Below are 25,262 nucleotides of genomic sequence, written 5' to 3' on the forward strand. Positions count from 1 at the left end.
TGCTCAGCCCGCCGATGGACTCGGCGGCCAGCACGAGCATGACCCACGCCGTGCCGCTGGGGAAGACGAACTTCGCGTTCGACCGCAGCAGTTCGACTGCTGCGGGGATCGCCGTCTCCCTGACCACAGACGACAGCAGCTCGTCAGGCTTCTTCTTCCGCTCCTTGTTCCGGCTTCCCGCAGCCGTGCCCAGAATGCCCATTGGTGTCGATCCCTTCGATGATGAAACGCAGTTCGCCTGGTATATGAGTATCCTATCGCCTATGAGTCGATAGGTGCAATGATAGGCAATCCGACACGACGCCGAATGGCCCGCAATGGCCGCTGGCGCAGATCAGCGCACGGCGCTCACCTCGATGCACGCATCGGAGGTGAGCATGTCCTTGTGGTCGCTCGCCAACTCGCCGACGACGTCGATCCGGATCCGCCGCTCAGAGGGATGCTCGTTGATGAACGTCGCCACTCCGGTGGTGACCTCGTCGGTCATCTTCGCCACCGCGCCACGGGCACCGCCGGCATTGGAGTCGGTGTCGCCCTTGTCGTCGATGAGGTACTGCAGGACCCTCTGGTCGATGTCCACCCGCACGTTGTGCTTGATGAGGACCTCCTGCACCATGTGTCGCAGCTTGTTGCGCACGATCTTGCGCTGCGTGTCCTCCGAGAGCGGCTGGAACGGGACGATGGCGTCGATACGGCCCAGCAGCTCGGGCGGGAAGCGGTTATCCGCCGAGGTTTCGGTGATCGAGCGGCGGATGAGCTTGTCGTACTTCAGCAGCTGCTCGCCCGAGCCCGTGTCGTCGGCCGCATACTGCGCGATGGTCTTGTAAATCTCCGAGCCTGCGTTCGTCGTCATGACGATGTAGGTGTTCAGGAAGCTGACCTCGCGGTTGTTGTCGTCGGAGAGCCGGCCGTCGTCGAGCACCTGCAGCAGCAGGCGGGTGACCATCGCCGAGGCCTTTTCGACCTCGTCGAACAGCAGTACGGCGTGCGAGAGGTCCCAGACCCGCTTCGTCAGCTCGGAGCGGAACAGGTCCATCGAGGAGTCCTGGGCGTACTCGGACATGTCGAAGCGGATCAGGTGGCGCTGGTCGTCACCGAAGAGCAGCCGTGCCAGCTGCTTGGCAAGCTCGGTCTTACCCACGCCGGTCGACCCCGTGAACAGCAGCGAGGCCTCCGGCCGGCCCTTGTCGTTCAGGTCCGCGACCGACAGCTGCAGCCGCCGCGCGACCGCACGCGTGGCCAGGTCCTGGCTGAACACCTTCGAGTCCAGCTGCTCCTTGATCTTCGCGCCGTCGACCTTGAAGGCAACGTTGACGCCCAGAGACTCCTGGAGCACGTCCGAGAGCAGATCGCGGTCCAGCGCCCGCTTGGTGAGGCGGTGCCAGCCAACCATGCTGTCCAGCACCAGGATCGACTTGCGCGGCTGCGAGCTCGCCGGCATGTAGCGCTCGGTGTACTCATAGATCTGCCGGTAGATGTGGTCGTCGTAGAACTGGTCGGCGACGTCGTAGTGCTCGGCCATGCCCTGCAGAATCCGGATCGTCGTCTCCTGGTCCGGCGGCGTCAGGTTGATGCGCTGCAGCCGTTCAACCAGCGGCTGATTCGGCGCAATGTGCCTGTGGAACTCGTCATAGGTCGTCGCGGCGATGATTCGGATGCCGCGTGCCCCGGAGGCGGCCAGCACCGGCTTGATCGCCTCAACCGCAGCATCGGAAAGCTGGATGATCTGGTGGAACTCGTCGATGAACAGGACCAGCTCCTGCTTCTCGTCCGCCACGAAGTGCTCGGCCTCGTCGAAGAAGCCCTTGAGCATGGCGGCCATGCGGTCCGAGTCACCGGCCTCGGAGATCATCCGGGACGGATCGACCTCGAGATAGAGCCGCTCGGCGTCAGCGGCCATCGTGGCCTGGACGAGAGCGGTCTTACCCGTACCTGCCTCGGCCAGGAGCAGGGCGTTGCACAGCTCCGGCCTGCTCATCGAGGCCAGCAGCTGGAGCTTCTCGTGCTCGCGGCCGACGATCTCGCGCTCGGCCCTCTTGAGCGGGTCCGACAGCTTCGACAGGAGCGGATAGCCCTCATTCAGGTGCACTTCATGGAACATGCCGTGGAAGACCTCTCGCCAAGACTTGAATTCATTTGATAGATCAGTCGAAAGTCTATCATGACACCATTCGGCTCGACTGTGATAGGACAGTGAAAGGCCCCCAGACTCATATCCGGGGGCCTCCTGGCCATTCACTCCGTAGGGGTGCTGTCACAGCCCCTGCAGGCGGTCCTCCTGGGACGAAGCCCCACCCTGCTCGAACTGGTAGTCGTACCGCTCGCTCAGCGGCCTGCTGGACTCCCGGTCGCACCGTGCCCGCTCGTTCGCCTCGCGCTGCTGACGCATCGAGGCACCCACGCGGTCGACCAGGGCGCGCCCGGCCTCCGCCCACATGTCCTTGCCCTCGTCCGGGGCCGTGATCTCGTCCAGGCCCAGCTCCAGCAGGCTCGTGCCGCTCAGTGGGCTGGGATGGTTCGTCGCCATAGCCTTCTCCTCCTCCGTGCCTGTCTCAGGCCCCGCGCTGCTGCTCGGTGCCCACGGGCCCGCCCTGGTCCTCGAACTGATAGTCGTACCTCTCGCTGACCGGCTTCCGTCCCTGCGGCGAGGTGCCCGGCAGCTGCTCCTGAGCACCACGGCCGACAACCGAGCCCATCCGCCCGACCAGGTCCGCCCCGGCAGCGGAGCCCTGGGGGGCCTTCTGTCCGCCATGTCCGGCCAGCTCCGTGTGCAGCCCGCGGGCTGCACCCAAGGCAGCTCCCCTGGCGGCGCTGGCGGCGACGCCCCTGGTCGATGCACCAGACTGCTGGGCACGTTGGGCGTGGGCCGCGGCATCCTGCATGGCCTCGGTGCCGAGCCGCCTGGCTCCCTCGCGGAGGCCCGCGGACTGCACGGCCTGTCCGAGCTTCGACCCGGCGGCCCGCTGGGTGAGCGGGACCTTCACCGGACCCTGAACCGTGCCGCCGGCATGGGCCTGCTTCGCCTGGGGCTGCTCCTGCCGGGACGATTCCGGCTTCGGCACATCCGCTGAAGTGATCATCCCCGGTGCCGGCTCAGCCTGCGGGCGCGGCCGCCGCTCGACCACGTTGGGGTTGAACCTCGAGCCCGGCTGGCCGGGGGCGGGGGAGGAGGGCACGCTGTATCGGGGACCCCGCACCGCGCCGAGGCCCGCCTGCGAGCTCGGGCCCCGCTGCTCTCCGGTATCGGGGCTGGCCCCGCGGATCGCCGCCAGCTGCTCGGGCGTGTACGACGTCGGGCGCTGGCCGTGCTCCGGTCGGCCCTGGGAACCTTTACTGAGATCTGCCATGGTGATTCGTTCCTCTCTATGCGAAAGGCCCCCGGAGAGGTCTCTCCGGGGGCCTTTCAATGAGTTCTGCTGAGCCGTGGATCGGTGTCAGCCGACCGCGGGGGCCTCGGCCTCGACGACCTGCTCGGCCTGGGCGGTCTGCTCCGGACCGGCCTGGCTCTGCTTGGCAGCCGCCTGGGCCTCCTTGGCCGCCTTCATGGAGGCGAACTGGTTGTCCAGGGTCTTGGCGTCGACCTTGAAGTCGCTGGCCTCCACGGACTTGGTGTTGACCACCAGACCGGTGCCGCGCGAGGCCGGCATCACGTTGCCCTTGAAGCCGTAGACGGTGCCGACCTTCTCGCCGTCCTTGTTGAGCAGCGGCTCCGTATTCGGGCCCGCGGCCTTGACGATCTCCTCCAGCTGGCCCACCGAGTAGGGGGCGGTGTTGGCGAAGCGCTCCTTGCCGTCCGGGCCCTTCACGCGCTCGGACTTCAGGTGCAGGTTGCTCTGCTCCGGTCCGCGCGAGTCGCGGGCGTCGACCTGGATGTCGGCGTAGTGCGACTTGCCGTCCTTGGTCGCGCCGTTGTCATAGACCTTGGCGATGAGGTTGACCCCGGTCATTGCGCCCTTGCCCTTGAGAAGTGCCATGATCTCGTCCTTTCGTCGTTCCGTCCGCCACTCGGCAGAACGGCCTTGATCATTCACGTCGTCCGAGCAAAGCCCCGAAGTGCAGTGCCGAACTGCTCTATACACTAATACTCCTATAGAGCATTCCGCAACCATTCGAATGATCTTTCGACTCGTGTCCCTACTCGTGCTGGATATCGTCGGACCGGCCTGCCGGCTCCTGCTCGGGGCCGGGGAGGACCCCGGCACCAGCCACCGCGGCGTCGACCCGCTGCTGGACACGCACCACCAGGCCGGCGTCGAGCGAGGAGGCCTTCGAACGGCGCATCCGGGCCGCCTGTTCCTGCTCTTCGCGCAGCGCCGCGATCCTCGAACGCAGAACCGGCCGCGTGGAGCCGTCCTCCACCGGAACCAGTTCCCGCGAGACCCGGGTCATCGCGGCGATGTCGTCGACCGGGAGGTCGGCGATCGCCTCGGACTGGCCTGACTGGTCGAGGTACTCCATGGCCGCCAGCAGCAGCCGGCGGCGTTCGGCCGCGGCTGCGGTGAACTCCCGCCGGGCCCGCTCGCCGATCTCGACATCGGCCACGAAGTCGTAGCCCAGGTGATGCAGGTCCAGTGCCTTGACCTCGTCGAAGGGGTGTACCGTCCCGGTCTCGATCGACAGCTGGGTGGAGAGCGCCGGATCCCCGCCGGCGACGGCGCTGCGCTGGTCAGCAGGACCGGCGACGAGCACCAGCCCCGAGTCGGCCAGGTCGGTGCGCAGCTCCTGGAGCCGTTCGTCGTAGACCTGCTTCATCGTCTCGATGCGCGCGTCCAGCACCGCCCGTCCGGCCTTGCCCGCGGTCAGGTGCCGTCCGCCGGGCTGGCCGTAGATTTCGCGGCCCATCTCCTCGGCCTGGTCGGCGTCCTTCATCCGCTGCAGCGAGGCGTCCTGGCGGAGCGCCATCAGCGAGAGCAGGCGCTGGCCGTACGCGGCGACCTCCTGCTGCTGGGCGTACCACTGGCTGGCGTCGCCGACAAACGGCAGGAAGTGCTGGTACTTGCTCATCACCCGCCGGTGCCAGTCCTCTTCGTAGCGGTAGAAGTCGTAGAGCGGCCGGGAGTCCTCTACGGCCACTTCGGCCTTCTCGGCACGCTCCCATTGCCGTGCCAGGTCCCGGTAGGCGCTGGCCTTGGACTTGTGATGCTGCAGGCGGGAGGCATAGCTGCGCAGCTGGAAGCCGAAGGAGACGACATCGTCCTCCGAGCTGCCGTGCTGCTGCTGGCGCTCTGCGGCCAGGGCGGCCATCTCGGCGTAGTCCATACCCATCACCTCAAGCATCGGCGTACGCACCCGCAGCTCCTCCTCGGGCAGGGCGCGCAGCATCTGGTAGACGCCGTTGACCGCCCGCTCGGTGATCTGGCTGCGACCCGCGTCGACCAGGCGCTGCCACGCGTCGGTGGGCAGGCCCTCGACCTTGCGACGCTGATTGGCGTACTCCACGACCCTCTCCATTGCCGCCGGCAGCGGAGAGCCCGGCCGCTCCAGCTGCTCGGCCACCAGCTCGGAGACCAGACGGTTGGCTTTGCGCATCCGCAGATCGTTGGTTCCGGCGCGCCACAGCGAGCGGTCGGCGGGCAGGCAGGCCAGCAGGAACTGGGGGAGGGCCTCTGAGCGCATGCGCTCGTGTGCCCAGCGCTTGATGAAGGTCGTCACGTTCCTGCGCTCGTAACCGACGGCGCTGGACAGGTGCGTCACGGCCTGCTTCTCGTCCAGCCAGGCGTCCACGCCGCGCCGCAACCGGGACTTGTGCCGGTCCAGAAGCTTGCCCCGCTGGGTGCCGTCCTTGGCCAGGTGGCCGTGTCCGGCGTCGACCATCGCCAGGTGGCAGTGGACGTGCTCGGTGTCGACCTGGATCACGCCGACGTAGCGCAGGTCGTCGAAACCGCTCGTGCCCGAGCTCATCCGCTCCAGCCCGTGCATGATCGCCATCCGCAGCTTCATCTGGTCGATGTGGCCGCGGTAGTCCCCGCGGCCTTCGCAGTGAAAGTCCTCGCCGACGATGCGGTGCCGTTTCAGGTATTCCTCATCGAAGGAGAGCACGGTCTTCAGCACCGTCTTGCCGCTCTCGAAGTGTTTCTGGATGTCCCGGGACGCAGCCCGCAGCTGCTCGTCGGAGAGCGACACTGAGCCGTAGCCGAAAGCCACGCCGCCATCGCCCTGGGCCTGGCGCATTATCGTCTTGGCCTCGACCCTGCTCGTCCCGGCGCGCTCGACCGCGCTCTCGCGGGCCATGTAGCGCAGGATGAAGTCGTCCGTGCGCAGCCGCTGGATCGGCGCGAGCGACTCAGTCGCCTGCTCGCGCGCCATGTACCGGGTGACGTAGTCGCCGGGGGTGCCGCCCCGGGACCCCTTGCCGCCGGGCAGCGGCACACTGAACTCGTTGACGATGACCACTGACTGCTTCAGGCCCATCCCGCTTCATCCCTCCGTCGTGTGAATGCACAGAACCCCGGCCGCTGTCCTCCAGCGACCGGGCCCGTCCTGACTGCTCTGCCCGCCTCGGCCTCAGTGGCCCAGGCCGTGCCCGTCTTCCTCGCCGAAGTCAAGGTCGGCGGCGCGGCGGGAGGCCTCGCGCTTGCGCTCCTCGAGCGTCGGCGCGGGCACCTCCTGCCCGGTGGCCTCCTCATCCAGACCAAAGTCCAGATCGTGGGTCGCGCTGGCATCCGGCTCCGCGTCCGCAGGGACGGCAGGATCCTCCGGTCCGTCCAGGTGCAGGGCCGGGGCCACACGCTGGTGATACAGGTGCTCGGGCGTGCCCTCAGTGCGCTCCAGCTCAGCCTGATACCGCTCGCGCTCCGCGGTGATCTCGGCCTCGACCGCCAGCAACTGCGCGGTGACGCCCTCGGCAGCCGGCTGCTGCGCCTCCGGCCGCTGGAGGTTCTCCGCCTGCGCGAACAAGTCAAGCTCGTCCTCGCTGAACAGCGAGTTGATCGCGTCGGAGCGGGCCCGCAGGCCCCGCTGGTCGACGACGGACTCAACCGAACCATGACCATCCTTGGAGCGATCAGCGAAGTAGGCCGCCAGGTCGTACTCGGTGGAGGCCAGGTCGATCTCGAGATCGGCGATGCGGTGCACGTTCATGAAGACCACGGGGGCATCGGCCTGGTCCCCGGACGGGGTGAGCACGAGGGCATCCACCCTGGCGGGCAGCTCCCACTCGATCCCCGTGAGCTGGTCGGGCACGGTGAACGAAGGGCTGAAGTAGCCCTTGGCCGCCAGTGCGACCAGCTGCTCGTCGTCGAACTCGTAGAAGGCGTCGACCTTCTCGCCCTGGCCGTGCGAGTAGGTCACCTGGGTGATCCCGTACGGAAGCGGCTCGGCGGGAGTGATCGAGCGCAGCTCGCCCACGACGTGCAGATAGGGCCGGTAGTTCTCCTCCTTGCCGCGGTGCTTGAGCTCGACAGAGTCGACCAGCACCCCGATCTGGGCATCGAGGCCGTCGTAGCGGTGCGCCTGCACGCCACGCTCCCGCAGGGCCCGGTCGGCCCACACGTCATTCATCATCAGTCCAGCAGTGCGCATCAGTTGCTCCTCTTCCGGTTGGTCTTCTGGCTCGGGCGGGTGGTCCTGGGGGCGGCGGTGGCCGGGGTCAGCGCCGGGGTGCGGGCGTCGCGCACAGCCTGGATCCGGCGGGTGGACCAGCGCCACATCCCGCGCATCGCGGCGATCTCCGCGGCGGCCAGCAACAGGACCACAAACAGCAGCGGGGCGATCCACATCGCGACGGTCCCGGCCATGGTCAGGTCGCCGCTTGCTGCGCCCGACTGCCGGTGCAGCCACGCGCCGAGCATCGGGATCACGACCATCGCAGTCATCGAGGCCAGCACGTAGTCGGCGATGAGCACGACCGAGCGGAAGAACACCGCCCAGATCAGCACCGGCGACCGCCGGAGCCCTTCCCGGGGGCCAGGCGGCGCAGCGCGCCGGCCAGCTTCGAAGGGCCACGCCCGGCCTTCGGCTTGGCCGGGGCCCTCTCGACGGGGACTGCAGTGGCAGCCTCCACCCGGGCTTCGTGCTCGGTCGCGCTGCCGGTCTTGTCCAGAGTCTGGATCGTCATTTGTCTCGTCCTTCGTTGTTGTCGTGTCGTGTCTGTGCGGGTGTCCCGCCGGTCAGCCGCTGTGGCTGGGTCCGGGGCTGGCGGTCTCGGCCGGTGAAGCAGAGGCAGGTGGCCTCTGCGCGGCAAGCTGGTCCCGCGTCCGGCCCGAGGCCCGGTACGCTTCGAACGAGGCGACCGTGCCGTCCTGTCCGGTGGCGAAGGTGAAGACCACGTACTCACTTTTGGCCGTGGACTTGCCGTCGGCGGACACCGGGTCCAGGCGCGCCACTCCGATGTAGGAGTAGTCCAGGCCCTTCACCGCGGCAACGTCGACGTCGAAGTCGGCCAGCTGGTACGCCGTCCCCGCGCCCTTTCCGGCACCGGTCGCTGCCATCCACTCCGGGATGAACTCGGTGAGGGTCCGGGACGAGGTCCCGAGAAACCCGTACCGGGCGTCGAGGGCGGCCTGCGTCTCCTTGACGGTCCGCGAGGCGGCCGAAGAATCCGTCAGGCTCAGCAGCACCGAGCGCGCTGCGGCCCGGTCCCGGTCGGCCCGCTCGGCATCCATCCCCGGCAGGGCAGCCAGCAACCGGGCGTGCTTGGTCTCAAGTGCCGCCTGCGCGTCCTCCTGCTTGGCCTGGAGCTGGACGATGAGCTGGTCGGCCTTGGCGTCGGCGTCCGCCGAACCGTCGGCCAGCAGCGCCGGGGCCAGAGAGAGCAGCGACAGCGCCAGCAGCGTTCCGGTGCTGCAGACCAGGACCTTCCCGGCCCTCGCTCGCACCCAGTCCTTCACGTCCTCGATCACGGTGCCTTCACCTCCTGCCGCAGGGCCTCGCCCGTGGTCGTCGTTCCGGTCTGGACCCCGGAGAAGCTCTTGCGGGTCATGTCGTAGTCAGCCCGGGCCCAGGCCAGTACCGCCGGGGCGTGCCCAGCCGCCGGACGGGTCTGCACCGCCAACCAGGTGACCCGGATAGTGCCGTCCACCTCGACCGAGTAAGGGCGCTGGGCGACCCACTTGAAGCCGGAGTCGAAGCTCATCGGAATCTCGTTGCCCGCGGCGACGTCCTTGTCGGAGGCCAGCAGGTACCAGGGTTGGAGAGTGGCCTGCCCGACGTCGGGAGCGAAGTACGGGGTGAGGTTCCGGCGCGTCGGCTCGGCGGCAGCCTGGTCCAGCGTCCCGCCCGAGTCCGCCACCGAGGGTGTCAGGTAGCGGTACTCGTTCTGCAACCGGGCGATCTGTTCCGCAGCTCCCTGTGCCGTGACCAGGGCGCGGTCAGCGTCCGTGGCCTCCGGGAGGGCGTCCGTGCGCACCTCGGCGGTGCGGATCTGCTCGCGCAGGGAGACGATCTGCTGAGCCTTGTCGTGGCTGACGGTGGCCTCGCCACCAGAGAAACCTGCGCCGACCAGGAAGCAGAGCAGCGCAGCTGCCCCCATGCACCCCCCGCCGATGGCCGCCCGGCGGCTCATCAGCGCACCCGGGACATTTCCGTCCCCAGTGGGGTCGGCGTCGCCCGGTGCCGCACCGGCGTCCGGCGCGGCCACGAAGCGGGTCTTGCGGACAGGCTTGTCAGCCTGCACACCCGACTCGCCGCTCTTTGTCGATGCCATTGCCCCTCGACTCGCTCTTCGTCTCGAATACTAGTACAACTCTATCAAGAAGATGAGTCGAAAGGGAGTCGGATCATCTGGAATGACGAGTCGAACCGCCAGCGGGAATGGCGGACAGACCAGAGACCTTCCCTTGCGCGTCGACGGTGAGGTACACCAGCACGGTCCGGTACGACTTGACCCGGTCCGGTGCCACCTTGTTCTGGGACACCGCATCGGAGGTAACCGCCACCTCGACCTGCACGGCATACGTGTACTCGTCCGCGGTGACCTTCACGACCTCGAGGTCCGCGTCGGCATTGACCGCCGAGTTCAGCCCTTGCGTGTCGATGTAGTAGTAGCGCTTGCCCGAGGCGTCTTCGTTGAAGCGCGCCGGCGGCATGAACTGCTTCAGGAACTGCTCGTCCTCGGACAGGTGGTAGCGCTCTTTCAGGTCCCGGCGAGCGGCCTCGTAGGCCTGGCCGGAGTCCCAGGTGAATGCCGTCTTCACCAGGCGGTCCACGATCTGCGTGTCGTCGTGGATCCGGCTCTGGCTCACGCCGAGCGACTGCATGACATCCTGCTCGACCTGCTCGGACTTCGCGGTCCCGAACGAGGCAAGCTGACCCTGAAGGCCCGTGATTGTCTGCTGCTGCTGATCCAGTGCACTGCGCTGGGACCCCCATGTCAGACCGGTCACCGTCACGGCGGTAACCAGCAGTACCGCGACCCCGACCACCAGGGCGTTGCGCCGCATGAAGCCCGATCCCGGCGCTGCCGTTTCGTCCGTGCCGTCAATCTGCTGCTCCTGCATCATCAGCCCTCTCCGCTTGCGTTGCCCGTCGTCGATGCGCCCTGCCGGTGCTCCGCGCCGGCGGCGGTCACCACGACCTTGAGATCGGCGAAAGTCCCGGCCTTCCCGTCAGAGGAGTAGGCCGCGTTCGCCCACGCCAGCACCTGTCCACCCGCGGTGTCCCGGCACAGCCAGATCACCCGCGCCGTGCGCGTGGTGCCCGTGGCGTCCTGGGTGGCGAGGTCCGGCATCACCGACTCGACCGACCAGGCGTATGCTCCGGGCGAGGAAGCCTTCAAACCCTCGTAGCGCACGTACCAGGGGAACCGCGGGTCGATCTGCGTGCTCGGGTCGAACGGCGTTACAGAGGTCCAGGAGTAGGCCCCCTTTTCGTCGGCCAGGAACGAGCGCGGGCTGAACAGGGGTGCCAGCGTCCGGCGGTGCTCGGCGATCTGCAGTGTCGCCGCGTTCGGCGTACCGTTGCCCGCATTGGGCTGTGTCGCCGCCTCGTGGTGCAGCTGCGCGAAGCGCTGCTGGGCCTCCGCGACCTTCTGGGCGTCCTTTGCGGCTGCCTCCATCAGCCGCGTCATCTTTCCGGGCAGATCCGGGGCGACCGGAGTGCTCCTGGCATCCTCGATCTGGACCTGGAGCGCGGAGATCCGGTCGGCGTTGGCCGCGTGCTCCGCCTCGAATCCCTTGCCGCTCACTCCCGCGGCCGCCGCCAGCCCGAGGATCGCCATGCCCATTGCGGCGCTCAAGACCAGGCGCGTCCGCCGCGCCGACTCCTCGGGAGTGCGTGCCTGCCGCTCTCCGCGCCGCTCGGAGCGCCAGCCCTCGAAGCGGGCCTCGAGTTCGACCCCGCTGACCCGCCTGCGGGTGGCAGGGGCCTTCAGCTTCTTCGGCGCGCCGTCCTCGTCCTTGACCGTGTCCCCGGCCCTGCCATGCGCATCATCATCCGCACTCGTCACGATGCCCGCCCTTTCTCGCGTTGTCCTCATATATGACTCCCAAGTCTATCTTCAATGGTCATTCAATAACGAGTCTGCCCCATTCGACAGGTCACTGCGCACGGATCGGGACGCAGAAAGGGCCGGTGCCCGGATGGTCCGGACACCGGCCCTGCTTCCGCCGGCTACGCCGGCAGGTTGCCGCCCGTGGTGATGAGGTCCGTGACGTCGACGAACACCCACCCCTCGGACTTCATCCGCTCCGCACTGTCAACGCGAACGCGGCCCATGAACGCGCAATAGCCGGCCTCACCGAGGATGACCTTGTCGCCCTGCACGCCCAGCACCACGAGGGTGTGGCCCGCGGACCCCGTACCCGGCCCGGAACCGACCGAGTACGCCGTCGGCGTACTCGAGACCTGCTTGCCCGTCATGGACGCGATCGCGTGGGCTGTCTGGATGCCGTCGCCCGGCGGGTACTGCTGGAACGAGGTGTACTTGTTCATGAAGTAGACCGAGAACGACACGCAGTTCATGGCGTGGTTGTCGCCGCAGGAGCCCGGTCCGCCAGCGCCGTACTTGTCGTCCAGGAACTTGTCGCCCTCCTGGTTGTACAGGTCGATCAGCTGCCGGGCCTGCTCCTCGTTCATGCCGCCGTCGACGAGGCTGCCCGGGCGCACCTTGGTGTCGCTGTCGCAGTTGCCGAAGATGGAGCGGATCCCGCTGCCGACCGTGTCGACAATGCCGCCCACGATGTCCTGGACCCCGCCCACGACCGAGGTGTCGACGGTCCAGCCGCTCATCTTGCCAAACCACATCTCGGCGTCGGCCTTACGCTCCTGCAGCTGTGAGGCGTTGTCGGCCGAACGCTCCCACTTGTCGTGGAAGTGCAGTGCAGCAGCCGAGGGAGAGCCCTGCGAGGTCTTGATGATGTCCTTGAACACGGCCACGTCCCCCGGGCTGTCGCCCTCCGCCATGAATGCCAGCTGGGCCTTGATGGTGTACCAGTCCAGGTTCTTGGACTTGGCATAGTCCAGGAGCATCGTGGTGCGCCCGTTTGACCACTGGCCCAGACCGATGCCGCCGTGCGACTGGCCGGGGATGTGGGTGAAGTTCCCGTCCCAGGCGGTCTGCTTGCGCGGGCCGATCTGGTAGGGCTCGTTGTAGATGCCCTCCACGCTGGTGGGGTCCACGCCCGACTCCTGCGACCAGTTGCCCAGGATGCCCGCGATGTTCTCCTCGGGCATACCCCAGGTCTTCAGCACGGAGTAGACCGCCCGGGCGTTCGCCTCGGTGTTCGCCGGGACGTCAGCGCCGGGGCCGTTGCGGCTGACATTGACGATGCAGTTGGTCATGGTCGAGCCGCGGCCGCCATCGAGGCCGGCCTGGTCGAGCACACCCGTGAGGACCGTGCTGAGCACAGCCACCGCGGCAACGGTCGCAGCCACCCCGGATGCGGCCGTGGCCACGGGGGCGACGGTGGCCGTCACGGTGACCCCGAGCACGGCTCCTGCCACCTTGCCGACCAGCCCGCCCAGTGCGATGAACGGTGCGGCGATCGTGTGCCCCACCGCCTTGGCGATCCCGAGGATGAAACCCCAGATCATGCTGGCCGCGTTGGCGGCCATCGCGAGCATTGCGAAGAACATGGTCTTGAGCCACTTCAGAAAGGCCATGACCATGAGAAGCCCCGCAGCCGGGGGAGCGGCCGCCGCGGTGCCGCCGACGGCGACACCCTTAGCGGTCTTGGACAGCAGCTGGCCGTCCTTCTCCTTCTGCGAGGTCAGCTCGTAGCCGGTGCCCCCGGCACCAAGCCGCTTGTCGGCAGGCTCGGCGTCCGGACCTCTGCCGGTGACCTTGGACGCACCATCGATAACATCCTTGCCGGTCTCCAGGCCCACATTCTTAGCAGCGCCGACCGCTGCCCCGGGCAGCGCGCCGACACCGCCGGCGGCGGCTCCGGCCTGGGCCCCGGCGACAGCTCCCGAGGCAGCCGCTCCCGCGTACCGGCCGGCACCGCGGCGGACCGCGCTGCTGCCGTCACCCTCGACCGCCTTGCGGGCAGCTCCCCCGGCCGCCCCGGCGGCGACACCGTCGAGGCTCTTGGCAGCCTTGCTGGTCTTGCTGGCTGTGTCGGCCGCACGTGCGGCCTTGCCAGCGGCAGCCCCTGCGTCCGGGGCCGGTGCGGCTCCCAGGTGCTTCGACCCGCGGCCCGCAGGCGTCGGGTCCACGGGCTGCGGCGCGGGGGAGGCCCCCAGGGTTTTCGGCAGGCCCTTGGCTGCATCCCCGGACGGGGAAGGAGCGGAGGCCGCTCCGGTACGGGGCCCGGCGCGGCGTTCGCCGGACCCCTCACGACGAGGGGGCTGCGACTCCTCCTTCGCACCCCCGTCGGCGGACCTGCGGTCCCCGCGGGGCGATGCAGCGCGCCGTGCCGGGTCATCCCGCCGCGTCGGCTTGTCGATGGCCATGAGCTTGTCCTTTCCGGCTCGATGCCTGGGTGGTGACTGCCCGCTCCGTGGAGCGCGCTCAGTGATAGACGGTCAGGAAGTCCCCGGCCGAGTTCGCAGTGCTGTTGGACTGCACATCGCGCAGCTTCACGTCCAGGCCGAGCAGCTCGAGCAGGAGCCCGGACTGGTACTCCGACTTGGCCTTGCCGTAGTCCTGGTAGGCCTGGGAGAGGTTGTTCATCACATTCGTGAGCGGGCGCATCGTCACATCGGAGGACCGGTAGTCCTTCTTCAGGTCGGTGCCGTCGGAGAGGACCCACTTCATGTCCGAGACCTGCTGGCTCGTGCTGTCGCTGCCCTCGGCGCGCTTGTCGGCGAGGAACTGCACATAGCCCTTACCGGCGGGCACGAGCGTGTCGAGGTAGCCGGCATAGACGTTGCCCGCGCGCCAGTTGAAGTCGAATCCGCCGGGCACGACATGGCCCGTCTTCAGCTCGAGCGTCGCCTTCCCGTCCTTGGCCTCGGCCGCCGAGGCACCAGCCACCTGATCACCTGCGATGGAGGTCGGAACGGCCGGCGGACGGAGGAAAAGCCCATCGACCTTGGTGGTCGCCAGATCGGAGGTGTACGACTCGACCTGCTTCAGGCTCGTGCGCATCGCGAGCAGCTTCTGGTCGAGCTTGTCCCGCGTCTGCTGCTCCTGGGTCTTCAGCACGACGTCGTAATAGGCCCGGGCCGGGTCGAAGCTGGCCGCGTCCAGGGCCGGGATGTCGGTGGTGCCCGACGCACCCGGGTTGATGATCACGCGCCACTGGTCGTACTTCTTGAAGCTCGAGTCGCCCACGACCTGGTCATCCCTGCTCTGCTGCCGCTCGTCGTAGGTCAGCTCGGCGTTCGCGCGGACGGTCAGGTTGAGCACCTGCCGGTCGAAGGGCCGGTCCGCGTCCAGGAGGACCCCGACGTAACCGGTCGAGCCGAAGACGTGGAAGGTGCCCCTGATTCCGCTGGTACTGACCTTCTCGGTCTGCAGCTTGTCGTTGGTGCCCAGCAGGAAGGCCTGGTAGTCCGCCGCGTTGTACGAGATCGCCGCGCTGGCGGGGAAGTGCATCATGACCAGTGCCCTGTTGCCGGTGTGATTGGTGTAGACCCCGTCGACCGTGCCCTTGAGCTGGGTCTTCGAGGAGGTGAACTCGGTGTTGTAGAGCGCGGTGTGCGACACCGCGTCGCTGCCCGCCTTGAAGGCGGCGGCACCCGAGCCGGCCACCACGACCAGCCCCATCACAGCGAAGATGCCGAAGAACACCCCGAAGCGCTCGATTGCGTGGTGCGAGTCGAGCTTGAACCGCTTGCCGAAGGCCAGCGCCTTGTCCTTGATCCCCATGTCCGTTCCCGTTCGTCCTGTTCCTTGCTCTGCCTGTCCTGCTCGTCGTCAGCGCCGTCGTCCGACCCCGGAAACGACGCACCGGGCCGGTTGAGGCCTGGTGACCTCAACCGACCCGGTGCGGTCCGTCGACGCTTTGTGTGCCCGGCCGTTGATTCCTGCCGCGCCGGGCTTAGCCCAGGACGCCGCTGGTCAGTACGTGGCTGACCGTCTGCACGAGGACCGAGCCGCCGCCGAGGTCCTCGAGGGTCTTCTGGCCGCCGGAGCCGATGGTGTTGATCAGCGACCACCCGCCGGTGCCGAGCGCGCCGCCGACCAGGATGAGCAGGGCGATGGTGCCCCAGCCCTGCTGCTGGCCCGCGGACTGCGGGGTAGCCATCAGCTTCTTGATCAGGAGCACGCCGCCCCAGACCAGTCCGACCGCACCCAGGAGCATGAGCAGCAGCCCGCCCCAGAGCTGGATCTGGGACTTCGCGTTCTCCAGGAAGCTCGTCAGGTCCCAGGCCGCGGTGGGCAGGGCGACCCGCTCGAGTGCCGCCTCGTAAATCTTCGTCATGGTTCTTTCCTCTCGCCTATCGAATGGTCGCTTGCATGACATGTGTCACGAGGCGAACTGGCACAACCGATTCGCCTAGACAGAGCACAGCGCCCTATCAATGGTTTCTCCCGATGCGACGTGACTCCCCGTTGAGCGGGACGAAATGCCTGCAATCATGCGGCCGACCCCTCTCTAGGGACTCGTATACGTGCACATCTTCAGTGACCAATCTACATCATTCGAGTCATCAGTCATAGTCGTATCAGTGACGAGTCGGATACGAGTCCGGAATGTGCTCGAAGACGAGCGCAAACGAGGTGTCGGCGGTAGGACTGACGTTCTGCTCAAAAACGTGTAGATTTCACATGACGGGGCGCGCGGTGTGCGGCTCCGGCACGGCTCGGCATACGCTTCTTGCTGAGCCCTTCGCGCCCATGTACCCGACCAGGAGCCCAAACCAGATGAACGCCTTGCCCGGAGACCTCTTCGCCCGCCGACTGCGACAGGAGAGGGAACGCCTGGGCATCAGCCAGGCTGAGCTGGCCCGCAGGATTGCCGAGATCCTCGGAACGAACGTCGACCCTTCGGCGGTGACCCGGATAGAGCAGCAAATCCGCGCCGTCCGCCTGGACGAGGCGGTCGCCGCCTCCAAGGCCCTGGACGTCCCCCTGGCAATCCTGGTCGCCGAGGATCCGGAGGCAGAGAGCGAGGCCCAGCTGCAGCAGTACCTCGCCGACCTCGCAGCGGCCCAGCGCGAGTGGGAGAAGAACAGGCTGGAGGTGCTGCGGCTCTCCAAGGCCATTCAAGTGCTCGGCGGCGGCGCTCAACTCAAAGGTGTCGTCGACTTCCGCCTCCTGGAAAGCATCGACGCCCGCGTCCCGGTCGAGGAGGACGACCAGCACGGGCACCCGGTTGCCCCCGGCATCGAGGGGTCTACAACCCCAGACGCATGACGCTGTTACGTGCCGCAGGATTGAACTCGCGGTCGTAGACGTCTACCGTCGCTGCCCGGCTCCACCGGCCGGCGCGCATGATCTCCTCCGTGCTCGCACCGTTGCGCCGCGCCTGGGTGACGTGCCCGGCCCGCAGCGAGTGGAAGCCGTAGGCAGCAGGGTTCATCCCCGCCTCGACCATGCGCGAGAGCAGCATCGTGTGCAGCGCGTCGCCGCTCACCGCCCGTGTATGGATCCGGGCGTCCTTCCTGTTGCGGTACGTTGCCCGGAGCAGGGGCGCGCCCGAGGCCAGGTCGGCGCTGCTGATGAGCGCCGTCGAGCCGGCGGCCCCGCAGACGTGCTCCTCGAGACCGTACGAGAACAGCTGCTGCATGATCCCGCGACGCCGTGTGCGCGCATCGTCCTGCCGGGCGAACCCGAGCAGCACGACCCAACGGTGCACCGCACACGGGGGACAGGATGCCGGCGAGCCCCCGAACGGCAGCACGACCACGTCCGGCAACGCGTTCTCCGGGTCGGCCTTCGAGGCCCCCACATGAACGTGGACACCATCGACCGGATGCAGCTCGAGGCGGTTCAGCGTCAGGGCCGCCGCCTCGCTCCTGCGCAGGGCCCCTGCGAACCCGAGCCACACCGCCAGGGCGTCCCTGGTGGCTGACACGCCTGCCGGATATGTGTCGTGCTCCATCACCGCGATGATCCGGACCACGTCGTCCAGAAGCAGCGGGCGCTTGCGCCGGGGCCTGGTGGCCCGCAGCTTGGCCAGCCCGCGCACGAGATCTACCACGCCGCGGTGGGCCGTGGGATCCAGAAACCCGCCGCGCAGATGCCTCTCGCCGATACCGGCCAGACGCTGGCGGATCGTCGCGACAGAGAACCGGGGGAGCCCGTCGTCATCGAGCTGCGTGGACATCCAGGCGACGTACCAGCGGACGGTTTCCGGATGCGCAGGCAGCGCCTCCAGTCCGTGGCCGGTACAGAAGTCATCAAAGGCACGCCACGCAGTGGCATAGGCGCGCCGGGTGGCAGCAGACAGCGTGTGTCCTTCCAAAGACCGCGAGATCTCCTCGAGCTCACGCAGCTCGTCGTCCACCTCCGGCTCCAGCGGGACCGTCGGAGCGCTGAGTGCTGCAAGCCTCGCCTGTGCTGCCATGACTCCAGTCTCAACTCACTGGCCGGAGAATCCAAGTCGCAATGGCCTATGAGTGGCGATTCCGCATACCCGCGATCGACGGCGCGGCTTTGAACCGGGTCTCTGGTAACTGCTCTTATCGGGGCAAGGATGAACATTGCCGTCGCGTGACGCGGTGAGGGAAAATCAACCGCCGTCAGGTCCCGGATAAGATCACGAGGAGGCAGTGCGCCTCCGCCCTGCCGCGTAAGGAGTAACAACGTGTGTAAACCGTGGACCGACGGTCTTTCAGCCTGCCCCCGAGGCACGTGCATAACCACCAAGAGACTGACGGCCCAGGATAAGAACACGTTCGCGGAGGAATCCGGTTCATGGTGAAGCTCAACCTGAAAGCCGTCGAGGAACGCGTTGCCCCGCTTGGAGGCCGTGAATCCTACGACCGGGAGTTTATTTTCAGCCTGCTGCTGGCCTACGGCAAGCCTCAGGGCAACGTGACCAGGCTGCGCAATGGTTCCCTCAACGTTGCCGCTGACGCCTCCACTGAAGTGGCGCAGAAGAACGTCGTCTATTTCAAGGAGACGACCGGTGATCCGCTCGCAGTCATCGACGAGCTGAAAACGTCACCCTTGGTCGTCCGGTACAACACCCGCTTCGTAATCGTCACCGACTACACGGAACTGCTGGCCATCGACACGAAGACCGGCGAGAACCTGATGATCCCGATCCGGGACATCAACCAGCACTTCACGTTCTTCCTGCCCTGGGCCGGCATGGAGAAGGCCCAATACGTCGCCGAGGCGCACGCCGACGTCAAGGCTGCCGAGCGGATGGGCAAGCTTTTCGACGAACTGCTGGCGGCGAACCCCGGAATGCTCGACATGGCGCACGGACGCCATGCACTCAACGTGTTTTTCACCAGACTCTTGTTCTGCTTCTTTGCCGAAGACACCGGCATCTTCGAGGAAGGCGCGTTCACCAACGCCGTCGGCTCCCATACACAAACCGACGGCTCGGACACCGCGGACTTCCTCACAGACCTGTTCACGGCGCTGGACACCGCAGACCCGGCCGACAAGCCCAAGCACCTCGCGGCGTTCCCCTACGTCAACGGCCGGCTGTTCACGATGTCCGAGGACCACGTGGTGCCCAGATTCACCAAGAAGGCACGCGAAGAGCTCATCAATGCCGGCAAGCTCATCTGGCGCGAGATCAACCCGGACATCTTCGGCTCGATGTTCCAGGCGATCGTCACTCCGGGCAAGCGCAGCGACCTCGGTCAGCACTACACCTCTGTGCCGAACATCCTCAAGACGATCGAGCCACTCTTCCTCAACGCCTTGAAGGACGAGCTCGACGCGAGCTTCGACTCCGTGAAGAAACTTGAAACGCTGCTCGACCGGATCAGCGACATCAAAGTCTTCGACCCGGCCTGCGGGTCAGGCAACTTCCTGGTCATCGCCTACAAAGAGCTGCGAAAGCTCGAACACGCGATCCTCGAACGCCTTGCTGAGCTGGACGACAAGCACCAAGTGCTATTCGCCGAGTCCAGAATCAACATCGAGAACTTCTTCGGGATCGAGATCGACGACTTCGCCGTCGAAGTCGCGATCCTCTCCCTCTGGATCGCCAAACACCAGATGAACGCAGAATTCAAAGAGAAGTTCAACATTGCGATCCCGCTCATCCCCCTGAAAGAGACCGGTCAGATCAAGCAGGGCAACGCGGCCCGCGTCGACTGGAACGACGTCTGCCTGAACGACGGCAGCGAGATATACCTGATCAGCAACCCGCCGTATGTTGGGTCGAGCATGCAGACTCCGGAGCAAAAGGCCGAGTTCAAGCAGGTGTTCGGCATTCGCCCGTTCTCGAAGAATCTTGACTACATCGCCTTGTGGTTCGTCAAGGGTGCCGACTACATCAAAGGCACGCGATCAGAGCTGGCTTTCGTCACCACTAACTCCGTCGCACAGGGGGAGCACGTCAGCCTCATGTTCCCCACGATCTTCGGTATGGGAGTCGAGATCGGATTTGCGTACACGTCGTTCAAGTGGGAAAACAACGCCAAGCGTAATGCCGGTGTGACCGTCGCGGTGATCAGCCTGCGAAACGAGTCGTCAGCTCCGAAGTACATCTATACGGATGATCTCCAGATCTCAGCCAACAACATCAACGGCTACCTCGCCGACGCGCCAAGCATCATCGTGGGACGCCGGACGAAGCCAATCTCAGGGCTACCTCCGATGGCGTTCGGCTCGAAGCCAACTGATGGGGGTCATCTCATTCTGGACCAGGTGGACCGTGACAGATTGCTCTCGATGGCCCCCGAATCCGCGGCATTCGTCAAGCAGTACATCGGTGCTTCGGAATTCATCAACGGCGGTGAACGGTATTGCCTCTGGATCGACGACGATGAGGTCGAAGAGGCACGCAAAGTTCAATTCATTCAGCAGCGCGTGGCCCAGGTTCAGAAAGCGCGGATGGCCGAAAAAGCCAGCAGTATTTCCAAAAAATACGCAGCAGAACCCCACCGTTTTCTTCAGCGCGCCTATAAGCCTACCGACTCGATCATTGTGCCAAGTATCTCGTCGGGACGTCGGACTTACATCCCTGTGGGATACCTTGGACCCGAAACAGTTATCTCCAACAAGGGGTTCGCAGTCTACGACGCTGAGCTCTGGGTATTTGCCTTGCTCATTTCGAAAATGCACATGTCCTGGGTCAACGCGGTGTCAGGTCGGATGCGCGAGGACTACCAATATTCGAACACCATCGTCTACAACAACTTCCCCGTACCGTCGCTGTCCGACGCGATGAAGGAGAAGCTCACCGTCGCTGCACTCCGGGTGCTCGACGTGCGGGAGTACCACTGCGAGCAGACTCTCGCAGGACTCTATGACCCTGAAAAGATGCCGGTCGACCTACGCCAGGCGCACGCGGAGGTCGATGCGCTTGTCGACTCGATCTACTCCAAGCGCGGCTACGAGACTGACGAGCAAAGATTGTCCGACCTTTTTGCTATGTATGAGGAGATGACAAACGCCGAGACCGCAAGGGCCTCAGCGAAGAAGACCCGGAGGACCGCGAAGTGAACGCGATCAAGAAGCCAATCAACATCGTCGACGTCACCTATGCCCAGACGAAGGCTTCGGTGAACACGGATGCACTGGGCATGCGCGAGATGCAGCAGCGGGTCTTCGCGAAGCGTGACGCGCAGCACCTGCTGGTCAAGGCCCCGCCCGCTTCGGGCAAGTCGCGTGCGCTGATGTTCGTGGCCCTCGACAAGCTCTACAACCAGGGGCGCAAGAAGGTCATCGTGGCCGTCCCGGAGCGATCGATCGGCGCGTCCTTCGCCTCGACTGAGCTGTCGAAGTATGGCTTCTTCGCGGACTGGGAGATCAAGCCGGAGCACAACCTCTGTGATGCAGGCTCTTCAGCGGGCAAGGTCGATGCGTTCATCAGCTTCCTCGAAGGGCCGGATGCAACGCTCGTGTGCACCCACGCGACACTCCGCTTCGCGTTCGAGAGGCTGGCACCGGAGTCGTTCAACGGCACGGTTCTCGCGATCGACGAGTTCCACCACGTCTCCGCGGACATCGAGTCGAGCCGCCTCGGAGCGCTCCTGCGCGACGTGATGAACGGCAGCGACGTCCACATCGTCGCGATGACGGGCTCCTACTTCCGCGGGGACTCCGTCCCGGTGCTCTCGCCGGAGGACGAGGCGAAGTTCATGCCGGTCACCTTCAACTACTACGACCAGCTCAACGGATACGAGCACCTGCACTCGCTCGGCATCGGCCACCACTTCTACCAGGGCCGCTACACGGACGCGATCGGCGAAGTGCTGGACCTCGACAAGAAAACCATCGTGCACATCCCGAACGTCAACTCGGGTGAATCCACGAAGGACAAGCTCGAAGAGATCGGCCGCATCATCGATGTCATCGGGCACGTCGAGGAGACCGACCCCGACACGGGCATCATCAGCGTGCGCCGGCAGGACACTGGAACCATCGTCCGCGTCGCGGACCTCGTCGATGACACTGACCAAAAGAAGCGCGGCGACACCCTCCACTACCTGGCCCACACAGCCTCCAAAAACCGCGACGCGGTCGACATCATCATTGCGTTGGGCATGGCCAAAGAAGGCTTTGACTGGCCGTTTGCCGAGCACGCCCTCACCGTCGGGTACCGGGCCTCTCTGACCGAGGTCATCCAGATCATCGGCCGGGTCACCCGCGACAGCCCCGGCAAATCCCACGCCCAGTTCACGAACCTCATCGCCGAGCCCGACGCCTCGCAGGGCGAAGTGAAGGTCTCGGTCAACAACATGCTCAAGGCCATCACTGCATCGCTCCTCATGGAGCAGGTCCTCGCGCAGAACTTCACCTTCAAGACGAAGAAGTTCGACGGCGACGATTCCGCGGTGCCGGGGCAGCTGAAGATCAAGGGCTTCAAGGAGCCATCGAGCGCACGCGTGAAGCAGATCGTGGAGACCGATCTGAACGACCTGAAGGCGACGATCCTCCAGGACGACACCTTCGCGCGGGCCGCCGCCGGCTCAGTCGACGCGGAGACGACCAACAAGGTACTGATTCCGAAAATCATCCGCGAGAAATACCCGGACCTCACCGAGGCGCAGGTGGAAGAGGTCCGCCAGCAGGTTGTCGTGGACTCGGTGATCAAGAACGGCGAAGTGCGCACAGTAGGGGACAAGCGGTTCATCAAGATGGCCGAGAAGTTCGTCAACATCGACGAGCTAAACATCAACCTCATCGACTCGGTGAATCCCTTCCAGCGCGCCTTCGAGGTTATCTCCAAGTCAGTGACTCCCTCGGTACTCCGGATCATCCAGGACCAGATCACGGCCACCCGAGTCGAGTTCACCGAAGAAGAGGCGCTGGCCCTCGTTCCCCGGATCAAGAACTGGATCAAGGTCAACGATCGGAAACCGGACCCGAGGGCCGAGGACCCGACTGAGAAGCGGTATGCAGACGCACTGCTGTGGCTCCAGCGGGCCAAGCAGAAGCTTGAAGCACAGAAGCGCGCGACTGAGATGGTGGAGAGCGAATGAGCGATTACGACGACATCGTCGAAGCAGCACCGTCCTCCCTGCAGGACCTCATCGACAACGACCTCGACGGGCTCCTCGACGCGCCCGAGAAACCCAAGAAGATAACCTCGTCCGACCGGCTCGAGCGGGCGTTTCTGGAAATCGTGGAGTTCCGCCGGACGCACGGGCGTCTGCCTAGCTCGGCGACCCGAGAGATCGCCGAGCGGAAGCTTGGGGCCCGGCTCGAGGGCATCCTCGCCAACGACGAGAAGATCGCGGCGCTCAAACACCTCGACACGGAGTTCGAGCTGCTGGCAATAGAGGCAGCACCTGAGTCGCTGGACGATCTTCTTGAGAGCGATGACCTGGACGATCTGCTCGGCGACGACTCCGGCATCCTCGACGTGTCGGATCTGCCCGTGATCAAGCGTCCCGAGTCTCCGGACTCGGTTGCCCAGCGGGTGAAGGCCGAGGACTTCGACCTGTTCGAGCCGCTGTTCAAAGCGAAGCACGCCGAGCTGGCCGAGGGCACATACAAGCTGATGCCCTTCACTGGCATGGATCTCATCCGCGAGGGTGTGTTCTTCGTGCTGAGCGGCGTCATGTGCTTCGTTGCAGAGGTCGGCGAGGACGTCGACCTGATCGTTGGTGGCAGGCCGAGGCAGAAGCAGCGCCTGCGCGTCGTCTTCGAGAACGGCACGGAGTCGGCGATGTACAGGCAGAGCCTCATGACCCGTATGTACGAGGCGCAGGGCCAGGTCCTGGCGCGGACGGGCCACGATGCGGACGAGGTCCTCGACGCGGACGTAGAGAGTGGTCATATCTACGTGCTGCAGTCGCTCAGCGACGACCCCCAGATCGCGGGAATGAAGGACCTTCACAAGATCGGTTTCTCCACCACCAAGGTCGAGACCCGCATCAAGAACGCGGCGCATTCGCCAACCTACCTGATGGCACCCGTGAAGGTGCTGGCGGACTACCAGCTCTACAACGTGCGTGCATCGTGGCTGGAGCACCTGTTGCACCGCGTGTTTGCCGAGGTGCGTCTGGACCTGACGCAGGTCGACCGGAAGGGACGCGACTACGACCCCTCGGAGTGGTTCGTGGTGCCGCTGGAGATCATTAACAAGGCCGTTGCGATGATTATGTCCGGCGAGATCACCGACTATGTCTACGACGCTCAGCTCAAGAATCTCGTCGGACGGCAAAAGGGAATGACCAATGGCGGTTGAGATGGGCCTGTGGCGGGCAGAGGGCGGCCAACTCAGCCGGATCGTGCCGGTATCAATCGGCTTGGAATCCCAGTTGGAGGGCTACATCGAGTCTGACCCGTCAGTGCTTGGCGAGCCGCTTCTCGTCATTGGCCGGCAGGTTCCGACGGCACATGGGGGATTCGTAGACCTGCTTGCTTTGGACGAAACAGGGTCGCTGCACGTGATCGAACTCAAACGCGACAAGACTCCCCGCGATGTTGCCGCTCAAACCCTCGATTATGGCTCCTGGGCAGCAACCCTTGGCCGAAGTGATATCGACAATATCTTCGCCACCTACCGTCCAGGCCTTGCTCTTGAAGAAGCGTTTGCCGATCGTTTCGGCGACACTCTTCCTGAAGAGGTCAACACTGCACAAGAATTCACAATCGTTGCCGCCAGCGTTGACAACGCTACCGAGCGCATCGTGCGGTTCCTCAATGAAGACTTCGATGTGCCCATCAACGTCGTCTTCTTCAGACATTTTCAGGACAACGGATCTTCGTACATTGCCCGCAGTTGGCTGGTCGATCAGAGCGAACAAGCCAAGTCGTCCATTTCCGCGATCTCGCGGAAGAATAAGACACGTGAGCCTTGGAACGGGTCTGACTGGTACGTCTCATTTGGTGAAGAACCAACAGGCCGGCAATGGGTCGACGGCATGAAGTACGGTTTCGTCTCGGGCGGTGGCGGCAAGAGATACTCCCAGACGCTCAAGAATCTGCCGATTGGTGCCAGAGTCTTCGCCTACATTCCCAAGATTGGCTATGTAGGAGTTGGTACCGTCGCCGGCGAAGCCCAGCGATACGACCAAAGCACGCTTCTCGTGAACGGGGCCGAGCGACAGCTGCGTGAACTCGACCTCTCCGGGAATTATCGCCACGAGGGCGATGAGAGCGACGACAATGCTGAATGGGTTGTTCCGGTTGAATGGATACGAGCCGTTCCGCAAGCCCAGGCCGTGCGGAAAACGGGTCTTTTCGCCAACCAGAACACGGCTACAAGACTGCGAAACCAGTTCACGATCGAGCACGTCACCGCTGCTTTCGGGCTTGATAGCTGAGCATCGGCGGATGGCCCATCAAGAGTTATGCGGACAAGAGCGGTCGCGAATAGCAGGCCTGACCCTCGCCTGAGGCGACGCTCGTG

The 25,262-nt window shown here is 65.4% G+C and carries 22 protein-coding genes; 5 read left to right on the forward strand and 17 right to left on the reverse strand.

What is annotated here, in order from left to right; translation table 11 throughout:
- The 16 genes from PUN71_RS11980 to PUN71_RS12055 all read right to left on the reverse strand — a co-directional run.
- A partial coding sequence (locus tag PUN71_RS11980; RefSeq protein WP_277798579.1) for a hypothetical protein occupies positions 1-202 on the reverse strand: 202 nt, incomplete at its 3' end.
- A gap of 132 nt (positions 203-334) precedes the next feature.
- A complete protein-coding gene (locus PUN71_RS11985; RefSeq protein WP_283532401.1) occupies positions 335-1,978 on the reverse strand; it encodes an AAA family ATPase in 1,644 nt (547 codons plus the stop codon).
- A gap of 276 nt (positions 1,979-2,254) precedes the next feature.
- On the reverse strand, positions 2,255-2,527 hold the full coding sequence (locus PUN71_RS11990) for a hypothetical protein (RefSeq protein ID WP_277798580.1): 273 nt from the start codon (positions 2,525-2,527) through the stop codon (positions 2,255-2,257).
- 25 nt (positions 2,528-2,552) lie between these two features.
- Positions 2,553-3,347, reverse strand: a complete 795-nt coding sequence (locus tag PUN71_RS11995) for a hypothetical protein (RefSeq protein WP_277798581.1) — start codon at positions 3,345-3,347, stop codon at positions 2,553-2,555.
- An 87-nt stretch (positions 3,348-3,434) separates the two neighbouring features.
- Entirely contained in the window at positions 3,435-3,974 is a 540-nt protein-coding gene (locus tag PUN71_RS12000) for a hypothetical protein (protein ID WP_071416492.1), read from the reverse strand.
- 160 nt (positions 3,975-4,134) lie between these two features.
- Complete coding sequence (gene mobL, locus PUN71_RS12005) at positions 4,135-6,411, reverse strand: relaxase MobL (protein WP_277798582.1); 2,277 nt, start codon at positions 6,409-6,411, stop codon at positions 4,135-4,137.
- A gap of 93 nt (positions 6,412-6,504) precedes the next feature.
- Complete coding sequence (locus PUN71_RS12010; protein WP_277798583.1) at positions 6,505-7,521, reverse strand: hypothetical protein; 1,017 nt, start codon at positions 7,519-7,521, stop codon at positions 6,505-6,507.
- Positions 7,521-7,877, reverse strand: coding sequence for a hypothetical protein (locus PUN71_RS12015; RefSeq protein ID WP_277798584.1), 357 nt, complete (start codon positions 7,875-7,877; stop codon positions 7,521-7,523). The genes PUN71_RS12010 and PUN71_RS12015 overlap by 1 nt, the downstream gene beginning before the upstream one ends.
- Positions 7,871-8,056, reverse strand: a complete 186-nt coding sequence (locus tag PUN71_RS12020; protein ID WP_277798585.1) for a hypothetical protein — start codon at positions 8,054-8,056, stop codon at positions 7,871-7,873. Before PUN71_RS12020 ends, PUN71_RS12015 begins: the two co-directional genes overlap by 7 nt.
- A gap of 52 nt (positions 8,057-8,108) precedes the next feature.
- Positions 8,109-8,840 carry a hypothetical protein gene (locus PUN71_RS12025; protein WP_277798586.1) on the reverse strand — a complete coding sequence of 244 codons (732 nt, stop codon included), beginning with the start codon at positions 8,838-8,840 and terminating at the stop codon, positions 8,109-8,111.
- The gene (locus PUN71_RS12030) at positions 8,837-9,643 is read right to left on the reverse strand and encodes a hypothetical protein (protein WP_277798587.1); all 807 of its coding nucleotides are present in this window, start codon (positions 9,641-9,643) and stop codon (positions 8,837-8,839) included. Before PUN71_RS12030 ends, PUN71_RS12025 begins: the two co-directional genes overlap by 4 nt.
- Before the next feature lie 73 nt (positions 9,644-9,716).
- On the reverse strand, positions 9,717-10,439 hold the full coding sequence (locus PUN71_RS12035) for a hypothetical protein (protein ID WP_277798588.1): 723 nt from the start codon (positions 10,437-10,439) through the stop codon (positions 9,717-9,719).
- Positions 10,439-11,413, reverse strand: a complete 975-nt coding sequence (locus tag PUN71_RS12040) for a hypothetical protein (RefSeq protein WP_277798589.1) — start codon at positions 11,411-11,413, stop codon at positions 10,439-10,441. The genes PUN71_RS12035 and PUN71_RS12040 overlap by 1 nt, the downstream gene beginning before the upstream one ends.
- 134 nt (positions 11,414-11,547) lie before the next feature.
- Entirely contained in the window at positions 11,548-13,830 is a 2,283-nt protein-coding gene (locus PUN71_RS12045; RefSeq protein ID WP_277798590.1) for a phage tail tip lysozyme, read from the reverse strand.
- A 58-nt stretch (positions 13,831-13,888) separates the two neighbouring features.
- Positions 13,889-15,190, reverse strand: coding sequence for a hypothetical protein (locus PUN71_RS12050; protein WP_277798591.1), 1,302 nt, complete (start codon positions 15,188-15,190; stop codon positions 13,889-13,891).
- A 172-nt stretch (positions 15,191-15,362) separates the two neighbouring features.
- Positions 15,363-15,746: a hypothetical protein gene (locus PUN71_RS12055; protein ID WP_056387364.1), complete on the reverse strand. Its 384-nt coding sequence runs from the start codon at positions 15,744-15,746 to the stop codon at positions 15,363-15,365.
- A gap of 443 nt (positions 15,747-16,189) precedes the next feature.
- Here PUN71_RS12055 and PUN71_RS12060 point away from each other — a divergent pair, with 443 nt between their 5' ends.
- A complete protein-coding gene (locus PUN71_RS12060) occupies positions 16,190-16,681 on the forward strand; it encodes a helix-turn-helix domain-containing protein (protein WP_166185512.1) in 492 nt (163 codons plus the stop codon).
- Here PUN71_RS12060 and PUN71_RS12065 read toward each other — a convergent pair.
- Complete coding sequence (locus PUN71_RS12065; protein ID WP_277798592.1) at positions 16,662-17,834, reverse strand: hypothetical protein; 1,173 nt, start codon at positions 17,832-17,834, stop codon at positions 16,662-16,664. The genes PUN71_RS12060 and PUN71_RS12065 overlap by 20 nt on opposite strands.
- A 350-nt stretch (positions 17,835-18,184) precedes the next feature.
- On the opposite strand from PUN71_RS12065, the gene PUN71_RS12070 reads away from it, so the two are divergent.
- The 4 genes from PUN71_RS12070 to PUN71_RS12085 are packed head-to-tail and all read left to right on the forward strand — an operon-like array spanning position 18,185 to position 25,176.
- Positions 18,185-20,902, forward strand: a complete 2,718-nt coding sequence (locus PUN71_RS12070; RefSeq protein ID WP_277798593.1) for a DNA methyltransferase — start codon at positions 18,185-18,187, stop codon at positions 20,900-20,902.
- Entirely contained in the window at positions 20,899-22,884 is a 1,986-nt protein-coding gene (locus tag PUN71_RS12075; protein ID WP_277798594.1) for a DEAD/DEAH box helicase, read from the forward strand. Before PUN71_RS12070 ends, PUN71_RS12075 begins: the two co-directional genes overlap by 4 nt.
- Complete coding sequence (locus PUN71_RS12080) at positions 22,881-24,095, forward strand: GIY-YIG nuclease family protein (RefSeq protein WP_277798595.1); 1,215 nt, start codon at positions 22,881-22,883, stop codon at positions 24,093-24,095. The genes PUN71_RS12075 and PUN71_RS12080 overlap by 4 nt, the downstream gene beginning before the upstream one ends.
- Positions 24,085-25,176 carry a DUF8606 domain-containing protein gene (locus tag PUN71_RS12085; RefSeq protein WP_277798596.1) on the forward strand — a complete coding sequence of 364 codons (1,092 nt, stop codon included), beginning with the start codon at positions 24,085-24,087 and terminating at the stop codon, positions 25,174-25,176. Before PUN71_RS12080 ends, PUN71_RS12085 begins: the two co-directional genes overlap by 11 nt.
- Positions 25,177-25,262: the final 86 nt, after the last annotated feature.

Source organism: Arthrobacter sp. NQ7, from assembly GCF_029581595.2.
GTDB lineage: Bacteria > Actinomycetota > Actinomycetes > Actinomycetales > Micrococcaceae > Arthrobacter > Arthrobacter phenanthrenivorans_B.

What these genes read in the sequence shown, in the direction of transcription:
- PUN71_RS11985 (WP_283532401.1), bottom strand. Translation starts at nt 1,978, where the DNA reads ATGAGCAGGCCGGAGCTGTGCAACGCCCTGCTCCTGGCCGAGGCAGGT.
- PUN71_RS11990 (WP_277798580.1), bottom strand. Translation starts at nt 2,527, where the DNA reads ATGGCGACGAACCATCCCAGCCCACTGAGCGGCACGAGCCTGCTGGAG.
- PUN71_RS11995 (WP_277798581.1), bottom strand. Translation starts at nt 3,347, where the DNA reads ATGGCAGATCTCAGTAAAGGTTCCCAGGGCCGACCGGAGCACGGCCAG.
- PUN71_RS12000 (WP_071416492.1), bottom strand. Translation starts at nt 3,974, where the DNA reads ATGGCACTTCTCAAGGGCAAGGGCGCAATGACCGGGGTCAACCTCATC.
- mobL (WP_277798582.1), bottom strand. Translation starts at nt 6,411, where the DNA reads ATGGGCCTGAAGCAGTCAGTGGTCATCGTCAACGAGTTCAGTGTGCCG.
- PUN71_RS12010 (WP_277798583.1), bottom strand. Translation starts at nt 7,521, where the DNA reads ATGCGCACTGCTGGACTGATGATGAATGACGTGTGGGCCGACCGGGCC.
- PUN71_RS12020 (WP_277798585.1), bottom strand. Translation starts at nt 8,056, where the DNA reads ATGACGATCCAGACTCTGGACAAGACCGGCAGCGCGACCGAGCACGAA.
- PUN71_RS12030 (WP_277798587.1), bottom strand. Translation starts at nt 9,643, where the DNA reads ATGGCATCGACAAAGAGCGGCGAGTCGGGTGTGCAGGCTGACAAGCCT.
- PUN71_RS12035 (WP_277798588.1), bottom strand. Translation starts at nt 10,439, where the DNA reads ATGATGCAGGAGCAGCAGATTGACGGCACGGACGAAACGGCAGCGCCG.
- PUN71_RS12040 (WP_277798589.1), bottom strand. Translation starts at nt 11,413, where the DNA reads ATGAGGACAACGCGAGAAAGGGCGGGCATCGTGACGAGTGCGGATGAT.
- PUN71_RS12045 (WP_277798590.1), bottom strand. Translation starts at nt 13,830, where the DNA reads ATGGCCATCGACAAGCCGACGCGGCGGGATGACCCGGCACGGCGCGCT.
- PUN71_RS12050 (WP_277798591.1), bottom strand. Translation starts at nt 15,190, where the DNA reads ATGGGGATCAAGGACAAGGCGCTGGCCTTCGGCAAGCGGTTCAAGCTC.
- PUN71_RS12055 (WP_056387364.1), bottom strand. Translation starts at nt 15,746, where the DNA reads ATGACGAAGATTTACGAGGCGGCACTCGAGCGGGTCGCCCTGCCCACC.
- PUN71_RS12060 (WP_166185512.1), top strand. Translation starts at nt 16,190, where the DNA reads ATGAACGCCTTGCCCGGAGACCTCTTCGCCCGCCGACTGCGACAGGAG.
- PUN71_RS12065 (WP_277798592.1), bottom strand. Translation starts at nt 17,834, where the DNA reads ATGGCAGCACAGGCGAGGCTTGCAGCACTCAGCGCTCCGACGGTCCCG.
- PUN71_RS12070 (WP_277798593.1), top strand. Translation starts at nt 18,185, where the DNA reads ATGGTGAAGCTCAACCTGAAAGCCGTCGAGGAACGCGTTGCCCCGCTT.
- PUN71_RS12080 (WP_277798595.1), top strand. Translation starts at nt 22,881, where the DNA reads ATGAGCGATTACGACGACATCGTCGAAGCAGCACCGTCCTCCCTGCAG.
- PUN71_RS12085 (WP_277798596.1), top strand. Translation starts at nt 24,085, where the DNA reads ATGGCGGTTGAGATGGGCCTGTGGCGGGCAGAGGGCGGCCAACTCAGC.